This window comes from Dermacoccus sp. Tok2021, from assembly GCF_019895135.1.
Taxonomy (GTDB): domain Bacteria; phylum Actinomycetota; class Actinomycetes; order Actinomycetales; family Dermatophilaceae; genus Dermacoccus; species Dermacoccus abyssi.
The window spans coordinates 1-9,613 of record NZ_JAGTHU010000019.1 but is presented as its reverse complement, the minus strand read 5'-3'; the positions used below and the strand labels follow the sequence as shown (position 1 = coordinate 9,613).

Below are 9,613 nucleotides of genomic sequence, written 5' to 3'. Positions count from 1 at the left end.
ATCACCTGCCACCGACAACCGCGCAACGATGCGTCATTCGTCGAACCCGGGGCGCCATCGCGCGCGCCGCAGATCGGCGTGATCATCGCGGATCGGTGTTCCTTCCTCGCGATAGGCCGCGAGCGCCTCCGCCTGCAGGTGCTCCGGAAGGCGACCCGCGGCGTTCGTGACGCGCCACCACGGCCAGGCCGCATCGCCCTCGCTCATGATGCGGCCGACCTGCCGGGCTCCGGTTCCGACGACCGCGGCGATGTCGCCGTAGGTCGTCACGGCGCCTTCGGGCACGTCGTGGACGACCTCGACGACGCGCTCGCGCAGTTCCTCACGGGCCGCCTCGTGCAGACGAGGTTCTGATCGAGATGTCCCGCCTGCTGCGCTCAATCGAGCTCACGAGCCCTCGGCTCCGCCTGTTCCTTCCATGCGGCCAGGCCACCGGCGAGCGACATGATCCGCGGTCCCGTCTGCTCGCGACTCTCATCGAGCAGCACCCGCGCGGCCCGGGCCGAACGCGATCCTGCCGCGCAGACCGTGACGACCGCACGACCCTGTGCCGCCGTGAGCAGTTCCGGAGCCGTCGACGGCTCCCACGTACTCAACGGCCGCACGACCACCTCACCCCACCCCGCAGGAACGGGCCGTGCAGCCACCTCCGTGTGCTCCCGAACGTCGACGACGAGCGGGTCATCGAGCTCAGCCAGCTGCGCGGCGTCGACCTGCGGCACCTCACCCGCCTCGGTGACGTCACTTCCCCGGCCGGTCCCGTCGAGACCGTCGAACAGACGCTGGTCACCGTCACCGCAGACGACACACTCCACATCACGAGCGAGCGGCAACCGCGTCAGGGTCGTCGAGAGCGCGTCGTAGAGCCAGACCCCGTCGCGGGCCACCTCCCCGACGCCGGTGACGAGCTTGATCACCTCGACCGCTTCCATCGTGCCGACGACACCCGGCAACACGCCGAGCACGCCGCCGACGGCGCAGTCCGGCACCTCGCCGTCCGCGAGCGGGCGCGGGAACAAACAGCGATAACACGGGCCGAGGCCCGGAACGACCACCCCGAACTGGCCCGAGAACTGCGAGATCGACGCCCACACCAAGGGAAGGCGCAACGCGACACACGCGTCGTTGAGGACGTAACGCGTCGAGAAGTTGTCGCTCCCGTCGACGACGACGTCGTACTCGGGAAGAATCTCGAGCGCAGTCCGGGCGTCGAGGCGGACCCGGTGCTCCACGATCGTCACTCCGCTGTTGAGCTGCGACGCGAACCGCGCCGCGGAGGAAACCTTGGCCTCGCCCACCCCGGCTTCGGTGTGGATGACCTGCCGCTGCAGGTTCGAACACTCCACCACGTCGTCGTCGACGACACCGATGACCCCGACCCCGGCCGCGCTGAGGTACGAGACGACGGGCGCCCCCAGACCTCCGGCGCCGACGACGAGGACCCGTGCGTCACGCAGCGCGCGCTGACCCGCCTCGCCCACACCGGGCAGCGTCAGGTGGCGCGCGTAACGCAGGCGCTCGCCCGGGTCAAGTGGTCGCGACGATGCCACAGATGTTCCTTCCCGGTAGCTGCCGCCCGCTCTGGCGGGGCGGGGCGCTAAAGTCACACCCAGCCTATGACCGCCGACGAAGGAGTTCACCCGATGACCGGCACGGACGACCCCACCAAGCGCGGACGTCTGCCCCGCTCGGCCCGGCGAGCCCAGTTGATGGAGGCCGCGCAGTCGGTGTTCGTCGAGTCGGGGTTCCACAGCGCCGCGATGGACGAGATCGCGGAGCGGGCGCACGTCAGCAAGCCCGTGCTCTACCAGCACTTTCCCGGCAAGCTCGACCTCTACCTCGCGCTGCTCGACCAGCACACCCGCGAGTTCCCCGAACTGGTGCGCAAGGCCGTCGGGTCGACCACCGACAACAACGAACGTGTCGCCGCCGCCGTCGGGGCCTTCTTCGAGTTCGTCGAGCGTGAGGACGCAGGCTTCCGCCTCGTCTTCGAGTCCGACCTGACGAACGAGCCCGCTGTCGCCGAGCGCGTCGAGCGCAGCCTCGACGACACCGCCGACATCGTGTCGCAGGTCGTGCGTGAGGACACCGGCCTGCCCGAGGAGCAGGCCCGGCTCGTCGCCGTCGCACTGGTCGGCATGTCGCAGGTCGTCGCGCGCTACTGGGTGGCCCAGGGTGCGCCGATTCCCCGCGAGGAGGCCGCACGCATCGTCGGCGTCCTCGGTTGGAGGGGACTGACCGGATTCCCGAAGACCGGCGGGGATGAAATCGCAGGCTGAGGCGTTGACCTCAACAGGCCCACGGTGACCGGTGCCCGTAGATGTGGGCAGAGGCAACCGCACCCGTCACCATTGACCAAGACTTCACCGAGACAAGAGGAGGGGCCATGGAGGTCCGTATCGGCGTTCAGAACGTCGCCCGAGAGATCGTCATCGAATCGAACGAGTCGCCCGAGGCCGTGCGCGCGGCCGTCGGCGAGGCCCTGAGCAGCGGCACGCCGCTCACGCTCATGGACGAGAAGGGCCAGTCGGTCACCGTTCCGACGTCGGCGCTCGCCTATGTCGACATCGCGGCCGAGCAGAAGGGTCGCGTCGGCTTCGGCGGCTGAGCGCCCCGGTCTTTACAAGCTCTCTCCCATCAGCGCGAAGGCCCCGTTCACCCCGGAGATTCGGCCTCGACCCGAAGGCGCCAATAACACACCCACATGGGTGGATAGTTGAAAGTGACCTGAAAATTCGCTTAGGTGAGAGCAGAAGCGTTGGGGCACACCCGCCCCGCCCATCACTGTTAGGAGTTCATCATGATCGGTACGATCATCGGCGCCATTATCGCCGGCCTCATCATCGGCGCGCTCGCGCGTCTCGTCATGCCGGGCAAGCAGAACATCTCGATCCTCATGACGATCGTGCTCGGCATCATCGGTTCGGTCGCGGGTTCCTCGATCTACACCGCGATCTCCGGCAAGAGCGACACGAAGGGCATCGACTGGATCGCCCTCATCCTCGGCGTCATCATCGCCGCGATCCTCATCACGGTCTACCTGTCGATCACGGGTCGCAAGAACACCACGCGCGTCTGATCCTCGCGCACGAAAAATCCCCCGCAACCGATTCGTTGCGGGGGATTTTGCGTCTCGGGCGGAGGCGTCAGGCCGTGAGGCCGAGCGCCTGCATCCGCTCGGAGTGGTTCGTCGTGAGCCGCTCGAACATGCGCGTCAGTTCGGCGAGGTCGGCGCCGACGCCCGAGCCGTCGTCGACGAGCAGGGCCGTGAGGGCGTCGTGGGACGCCGCCACACGCTGGGCCTGGCTGAGCGCCTCGCCGACGAGTCGGCGCCCCCAGAGCGCAAGACGCGAGCCGAGGCGCGGATCCTGGGCGATCGCCTCGGCGAGCACCTGCTTGACGAAGGCATCCTGCTCGTCAGCGCCGACCGCGCGCTCGACGAGTGCGCGGGTCTCGGGGTCGACGTAGCGAGCGATCTCCGCGTAGAAGTCGTTCGCGATAGCGCTGCCTGCATAGGCCTTCATGAGGCCCTCGTACCAGTCGGCCGGCGGAGTGCGGCGGTGCCACTCGTCGATGGCGGCCGTGAAAGGCTCCATCGAGGATTCGGGCTCGGCGCCGATCTCGCGCAGCCGAGCAGCGAGCTCCTCGTAGTGGTCGAAGTCCATCCGGGCCATGCGGGCGAGAGCCAGCTTGTGGTCGAGGCGCGGCGCACGCGAGGCGTCGTCGACGGTGGCGAAGGCTCCGGAGAGTTCGCCGTAGGCGATGACGCTCAGAAGATCCACGACCCCGGCCCGGTAGTCCGGGTCGTCGAGGGTGCGCAGGACGGCAGTGGCGGGCGCGGGCGTCACGGAGTCGCTCATGAAGGCGATGCTATCGCCCGCAGCCACTGCTTCGTCGCGCGGCGAGTACACTGAAACGGACAGCAGGTGCCCGGTCGGCCACGATGCCGCGACCGAGGTCGGCCCTCCGCCGCCCCCAAGGTCCACCCAAGGTCGTTCCCCGCGTGAGCGCAGTGAACGAGAAGACCTCCGATCGGCCCTCCTTCGCTCCGGCGTGGCAACCATGCCCCGGGGCCCGACAGGAAGCACGATCGTGACCCAGACCCAGCCGAGCGCGGCCGAACTCGATTCGGCCGGCATCACCTCCATCGAGGCCGAGGCCCCCGCCGAGCCCATCGCCACCCAGACGTTCGACGACTTCGGGGTCCACCCCGACATCGTGGCGGCCCTGGCCGACAAGGGCATCGTCCACCCCTTCCCCATCCAGGCGATGACGCTGCCCGTGGCCCTTTCGGGCCACGACATCATCGGCCAGGCCCGTACCGGCACCGGAAAGACGCTCGGTTTCGGCGTCCCGCTCCTCGCCCGCGTCACCGTGAAGGGCGAAACGTCGAACTCCCCCGTCCCGGCACCCGAGGGCAAGCCACAGGCCATGGTCGTCGTGCCGACGCGTGAGCTCGCCGTCCAGGTCGCCTCCGACCTCGAGGCAGCCGCCAAGCGCCGCGGTATCCGCATCGTCCAGATCTACGGTGGCCGCGCCTTCGAGCCGCAGATCGAGGCACTCGAGCGTGGCGTCGAGGTCGTCGTCGGTACGCCCGGTCGTCTTATCGACCTCGCCTCCCGCGGACACCTCGACCTGTCGTACGTCGGCGGGCTCGTACTCGACGAGGCCGACGAGATGCTCGACCTCGGCTTCCTGCCGGACGTCGAGAAGATCCTCGCGATGACGCCGGCCGCCCGCCAGACCATGCTGTTCTCCGCGACGATGCCCGGCGCCGTGGTCGCGCTGGCGCGCCGCTACATGACGCAGCCCACGCACATCCGCGCCATGCAGGACGACGCGAGCGAGGCCGAGACGGTGGCCGCCATCGAGCAGATCGTTTACCGCGCACACGCCATGGACAAGGTCGAACTCCTCGCCCGCGTCCTGCAGGCCAAGGACCGTGGCCTCACTATCATCTTCAGCCGCACGAAGCGCACCGCCGCCAAGGTCTCCGACGAGCTGAACGCGCGCGGCTTCGCGGCAGCACCGCTGCACGGTGACCTCGGCCAGGGCGCTCGCGAGCAGGCCCTGCGCGCCTTCCGGGCGGGCAAGGTCGACGTCCTCGTCGCCACCGACGTCGCCGCGCGCGGCATCGACGTCGAAAACGTCACGCACGTCGTCAACTACCAGTGCCCCGAGGACGAGAAGACCTACGTCCACCGCATCGGCCGCACGGGCCGCGCGGGCAACACCGGTATCGCCATCACGCTCGTCGACTGGGATGACCTGCACCGGTGGACGCTCATCAACAAGGCGCTCGACCTCGGCATCCCGGACCCGCAGGAGACGTACTCGAGCTCCGAGCACCTCTTCACGGATCTCGACATCCCGACGAACGCCACGGGAAAGCTCCCGAAGTCGGCTCGCACCCGCGAAGGACTCGGCGCAGAGCGCGTCGAGGACCTCGGCGAGACGGGCCGCTCCGGCGGTGAGCGCTCGAGCGAGCGTTCCGGTGGTCGTGGCGGTCGCGACAACCGTTCCGGTGGCCGCGGCCAAGGTGGCCGAGGCGGCCCCCGCTCGAACGGCGATCGCCCACGTGGCGGTGACCGTCAGAGCCGTGAGAGCAACGGAGCCGACTCCTCCAAGGGTTCCGGCGACGGCCAGCCGCGCCGACGTCGTCGCCGCACGCGCGGTGGTTCGGGCGGCGCGAACACGCCGCCGGCCGACCAGAACTGATCGGTCGAAACAGGGTGCATCCTTTGGGGTGCACCCTGTTTTGCATCGTGCGACACCCCGCTCCGCCACCTCGCGGGCGGCACCGCACGCCCATTACTGTGGGCCCGAAGACACTGCCACGAAAGGTCGCCCACCCATGACGCCAGCCAAGCGCCAGGACGACGAGATGCCGGCGACAAACCCGGACGATTCCAGGCCACTCGACGCCGACGCCGACGTTCCGCCCCAGCAGGACGACCGCCGCAACACCGGCGACCAGAACTTCGACGAGCGCAACCTCGATGCGCGCCGTGAGAGTCAGGACGAGAACGAGCCGGAGAACGGCCCCATGGCCGATCGCTCGCAGATCCTCGCGTCGGGCTTTGCCTCGATGTCGCGTTGGGCACTACGTATCAGCGTCGTCATCATCACGCTCTACCTGCTCGGACGCGCGCTCGCGCCGTTCTGGGTCATCATCCTGCCGCTCATCCTCGGCCTCATCATCGCCACGGTCCTGTGGCCGCCGACGGCGTGGCTTCGTCGACGCGGCTGCGCTCCGGCGTTGGCGGCTGTCATCTCGATCCTTGGCGCCCTCGGCATCCTCGGCGGTGTCATCTCCGCCATCGTGCCCTCGGTCGCGAACCAGGCTCCGGAACTCGCGACCCGCTCGACCCAGGGTGTCTCACAGGTTCAGGAGTGGGTCCAGGGCCCGCCGTTCAACGTTCCGCAACAGCAGATCGACAACGCAGTCGGCACGATCAACGACAAGATCACCAAGTCCGGTGACGTCATCGCGTCCGGAGTGTTCTCCGGTGTGACGACGGTCGGCAGTGTCCTTGTGACGCTCGTGCTGAGCCTCATCCTGTCCTTCTTCTTCATCAAGGACGGTGACCGATTCCTGCCGTGGGTGCGTCTGGTCACGGGTGAGCGCACCGGCGCGCACCTCACCGAGGTCTTCACCCGCGCGTGGCACACGCTCTCGGGCTTCATCCGCACCCAGGCGATCGTGTCCCTCATCGACTCGATCTTCATCGGAATCGGTCTCGTCATCCTCGACGTGCCCCTGGCCCTGCCCCTGTGTGTCATCACCTTCCTCGGTGGCTTCATCCCGATCGTGGGTGCGTTCGTCGCGGGTGCTCTCGCGGTGCTCGTCGCCCTCGTGACGCAGGGTCCGACGACGGCGCTCATCGTGCTCGGCATCATCGTGGCCGTGCAGCAGATCGAGGGCCACGTGCTCCAGCCGATGCTGCAGAGCCGCTCGATGTCGCTGCACCCCGTGCTCGTCCTGCTCGGTATCGCGGCGGGCTCCGAGGGCCACGGCGTCGTCGGTGGCTTCCTCGCCGTTCCGGTCGTCGCCACGATCGCCGTGCTCTTCCGCTATGTGGGCGAGCAGATCGACCTGCGGGCGGGCACGATCAGCGCCGACGATCTCGAGTACCGCACCGACCGGGGGCGCACCGCGGCCCTGCGCACGGAGCGTCTTCGGCGCCTCGCCGACCGGAAGGCGCGGGGTGAGGAGACCAGCATCGGCGCCGAATCACGTGCCGCGATAGCTGCGGACGACGGGGAGAAGAGCACGCTGTCGCAGGTCATTGCGCACGGCTCCGCACCCGCCGACCGCGCCCGGTCCGTCGTCGGCGGACTGCGCCGCCGCTTCCGGCGCTGAACGCATGTCAGTCACGCCCCCGTCCTCGGTCTCGCTTCCGACGGCGGGGGCGTTTCGTGCTCGGACGTGACCCGTCTGACGGGGCGGCTTAACTGATTTCATTCGCTATGCGTCACGGGCCCCGGTAGGCTCACATGGTTACCGGTCTCCCTCCCTTCGGGGGAAAGCGGTTGTCCGAGTACGCAAAGTAGGCACCCGCAAGGGGCCGATACGGGAGGTTCCGCGTGTCCGACACGACACCACCAGCGGAACCTGACAGCGTTTCGCAGCAGCACACAGCCTCGGACGAGGGCACGTCGTCGGATTCGTCGACCGCGCACTCGTCCCACGAAATGCTCGTCGGCGTCGACGAGCCCATTCCCCAGCACGAGGCCGTCCACAAGGGCACTCTCGACAAGATCATCTTCGGCGTGACGGCTACCTTCGCCATCGCGTTCGTCGCGTGGGGTCTTCTCTCGCCCAAGACGATGTCGTCGGGCTCCTCGACCGCCCTCGGGTGGGTCATGGACTCGATGGGCTGGGCGTTCATCCTGTTCGCCACGTGCTTCGTCATCTTCGCCATCTGGCTGGCGGCGAGCCGTTACGGCAACATTCCGCTCGGTCACGACAACGAGAAGCCCGAGTTCAAGACGACCTCGTGGATCGCGATGATGTTCAGCGCCGGCATGGGCATCGGCCTCATGTTCTACGGCGTCGCCGAGCCGCTCACGCACTTCGTCACCCCGCCGCCGCGTAGCGGTGCCGGCGCGGAGAGCCCCGAGGCACTCCAGGTCGCCATGGCGACGACGATGTTCCACTGGGCGCTTCACCCGTGGGCGATCTACGCCGTCGTCGGTGTCGCCATCGCGTACGGAACGTTCCGCAAGGGGCGCAGCCAGCTCATCAGCTCGACGTTCGTTCCGCTCATCGGACGACGCCGCGCCGAAGGACCCGTCGGCAAGGTCATCGACGGTCTCGCGATCTTCGCGACCTTGTTCGGTTCGGCCGCATCGCTGGGCCTCGGTGCCCTGCAGATCGCCGCCGGCCTCGAGAAGAACGGCTGGGTCAACAAGGTCGGCGGCACGGCACTCGTGTCGATCATCGTCATCCTGACGATCTGCTTCATCTTCTCGGCCGTCTCCGGCGTCGAGAAGGGAATCCAGTACCTGTCGAACTTCAACATGGTGCTCGCCCTCGTGCTCGCCGTGTTCCTGTTCGTCGTCGGCCCGACGGCCTTCATCCTCAACCTGCTGCCGACCGGCCTCGGCGACTACATGGACCAGCTGCCCTTCATGGCGTCGCGCAGCCAGGCCACCGGCCTGCAGCCGATGCACGACTGGCTCGCGAGCTGGACAGTCTTCTACTGGGCCTGGTGGATCAGCTGGACCCCGTTCGTCGGCATGTTCATCGCGCGCATCTCGCGTGGCCGTACGATCCGCCAGTTCATCACCGGCGTTCTCCTCGTGCCGTCGCTCGTCTCGCTCGTGTGGTTCGCCATCTTCGGTGGCACGGCCATCGACGTGCAGCGTGAGACCCACGACATCGCGAAGAAGGTCGAGGGTGTCTTCACCGTCGACTCGAACGCGGCCCTGTTCGACGTCCTCGACCACTTCCCGCTCGCGGGTGTGACCACGGTCGTCGTCATGGTGCTCGTCGCCGTGTTCTTCGTCTCGGGCGCCGACGCGGCCTCGATCGTCATGGGCACGCTGAGCGAGCGTGGCCGCATCGAGCCGAGCCGCTGGGTCGTCATCTTCTGGGGTGCCGCCACCGGCGCCGTGGCCGCCGTCATGCTTCTCGCCGGCCTGGCCGAAGGAGATTCGTCGGCCGCTCTCACGAGCCTGCAGAACATCACGATCGTCAGCTCGCTGCCGTTCGTCATCGTCATGGTGCTCATGTGCGTCGCGCTCGTGCGGGAGCTGCACTCCGACCCGATGATGCTGCGCGCCCAGAAGGGACGCGACCTCATCGAGAAGGCCGTCATCAGCGGCGTCAAGACGCACGGCGGTGACGACATCAGCCTCGTCGCCGTGCCGTCCGAGCACGCCGAGAGGGTTTCGACGCTCGCCACCGAGGTCGCCACGGGTGACAGCGATGCCACGCGTGTGCCCGGTGAGACGCCCCGACGTCCGCGTGTTCGCCCGAAGGGGCAGCCGCCGCGTCACGACGTCTGATCGGCCTCGAGACTCGAGCAACGCCGTGGGGGGGGGGGGGGGGGGGGGGGGGGGGGGGGGGGGGGGGGGGGGGGGGGGGGGGGGGCCGGGGCGGGCGCGG

General features: G+C 68.4%; 9 protein-coding genes. 6 read left to right on the top strand and 3 right to left on the bottom strand.

Going from position 1 to position 9,613, the window contains the following annotated elements; all coding sequences use genetic code 11:
• Positions 1 to 33: 33 nt before the first annotated feature.
• Together K9D12_RS11285 and K9D12_RS11280 are read right to left on the bottom strand one after the other, a co-directional pair.
• Positions 34 to 381, bottom strand: a complete 348-nt coding sequence (locus tag K9D12_RS11285; RefSeq protein ID WP_223060258.1) for an MGMT family protein — start codon at positions 379 to 381, stop codon at positions 34 to 36.
• Positions 378 to 1,550, bottom strand: a complete 1,173-nt coding sequence (locus K9D12_RS11280) for a ThiF family adenylyltransferase (RefSeq protein ID WP_223060257.1) — start codon at positions 1,548 to 1,550, stop codon at positions 378 to 380. Before K9D12_RS11280 ends, K9D12_RS11285 begins: the two co-directional genes overlap by 4 nt.
• Positions 1,551 to 1,643: 93 nt before the next feature.
• Here K9D12_RS11280 and K9D12_RS11275 point away from each other — a divergent pair, with 93 nt between their 5' ends.
• The 3 genes from K9D12_RS11275 to K9D12_RS11265 all read left to right on the top strand — a co-directional run bounded on the left by K9D12_RS11275 (position 1,644) and on the right by K9D12_RS11265 (position 3,079).
• Positions 1,644 to 2,279: a TetR/AcrR family transcriptional regulator gene (locus K9D12_RS11275; RefSeq protein ID WP_225911201.1), complete on the top strand. Its 636-nt coding sequence runs from the start codon at positions 1,644 to 1,646 to the stop codon at positions 2,277 to 2,279.
• A gap of 107 nt (positions 2,280 to 2,386) precedes the next feature.
• Entirely contained in the window at positions 2,387 to 2,608 is a 222-nt protein-coding gene (locus K9D12_RS11270) for a DUF3107 domain-containing protein (RefSeq protein ID WP_047310297.1), read from the top strand.
• Positions 2,609 to 2,800: 192 nt separating this feature from the next.
• The gene (locus tag K9D12_RS11265) at positions 2,801 to 3,079 is read left to right on the top strand and encodes a GlsB/YeaQ/YmgE family stress response membrane protein (protein WP_047310298.1); all 279 of its coding nucleotides are present in this window, start codon (positions 2,801 to 2,803) and stop codon (positions 3,077 to 3,079) included.
• A 67-nt stretch (positions 3,080 to 3,146) separates the two neighbouring features.
• Here K9D12_RS11265 and K9D12_RS11260 read toward each other — a convergent pair whose 3' ends face one another.
• The gene (locus K9D12_RS11260; protein WP_047310299.1) at positions 3,147 to 3,860 is read right to left on the bottom strand and encodes a ferritin-like fold-containing protein; all 714 of its coding nucleotides are present in this window, start codon (positions 3,858 to 3,860) and stop codon (positions 3,147 to 3,149) included.
• A 202-nt stretch (positions 3,861 to 4,062) separates the two neighbouring features.
• Between K9D12_RS11260 and K9D12_RS11255 the strand changes: the two genes are divergently transcribed.
• The 3 genes from K9D12_RS11255 to K9D12_RS11245 all read left to right on the top strand — a co-directional run bounded on the left by K9D12_RS11255 (position 4,063) and on the right by K9D12_RS11245 (position 9,513).
• Positions 4,063 to 5,718 carry a DEAD/DEAH box helicase gene (locus K9D12_RS11255; protein ID WP_223060280.1) on the top strand — a complete coding sequence of 552 codons (1,656 nt, stop codon included), beginning with the start codon at positions 4,063 to 4,065 and terminating at the stop codon, positions 5,716 to 5,718.
• A gap of 136 nt (positions 5,719 to 5,854) precedes the next feature.
• Positions 5,855 to 7,363, top strand: coding sequence for an AI-2E family transporter (locus tag K9D12_RS11250; protein WP_225911200.1), 1,509 nt, complete (start codon positions 5,855 to 5,857; stop codon positions 7,361 to 7,363).
• Positions 7,364 to 7,695: 332 nt separating this feature from the next.
• On the top strand, positions 7,696 to 9,513 hold the full coding sequence (locus K9D12_RS11245; RefSeq protein WP_223060278.1) for a BCCT family transporter: 1,818 nt from the start codon (positions 7,696 to 7,698) through the stop codon (positions 9,511 to 9,513).
• The last annotated feature ends 100 nt before the right edge of the window (positions 9,514 to 9,613 follow it).

Excerpts from the sequence above, each read along its gene's own strand:
- K9D12_RS11275 (WP_225911201.1), top strand. The coding sequence starts at position 1,644 with ATGACCGGCACGGACGACCCCACCAAGCGCGGACGTCTGCCCCGCTCG.
- K9D12_RS11270 (WP_047310297.1), top strand. The coding sequence starts at position 2,387 with ATGGAGGTCCGTATCGGCGTTCAGAACGTCGCCCGAGAGATCGTCATC.
- K9D12_RS11265 (WP_047310298.1), top strand. The coding sequence starts at position 2,801 with ATGATCGGTACGATCATCGGCGCCATTATCGCCGGCCTCATCATCGGC.
- K9D12_RS11260 (WP_047310299.1), bottom strand. The coding sequence starts at position 3,860 with ATGAGCGACTCCGTGACGCCCGCGCCCGCCACTGCCGTCCTGCGCACC.
- K9D12_RS11255 (WP_223060280.1), top strand. The coding sequence starts at position 4,063 with ATGCCCCGGGGCCCGACAGGAAGCACGATCGTGACCCAGACCCAGCCG.
- K9D12_RS11250 (WP_225911200.1), top strand. The coding sequence starts at position 5,855 with ATGACGCCAGCCAAGCGCCAGGACGACGAGATGCCGGCGACAAACCCG.
- K9D12_RS11245 (WP_223060278.1), top strand. The coding sequence starts at position 7,696 with ATGCTCGTCGGCGTCGACGAGCCCATTCCCCAGCACGAGGCCGTCCAC.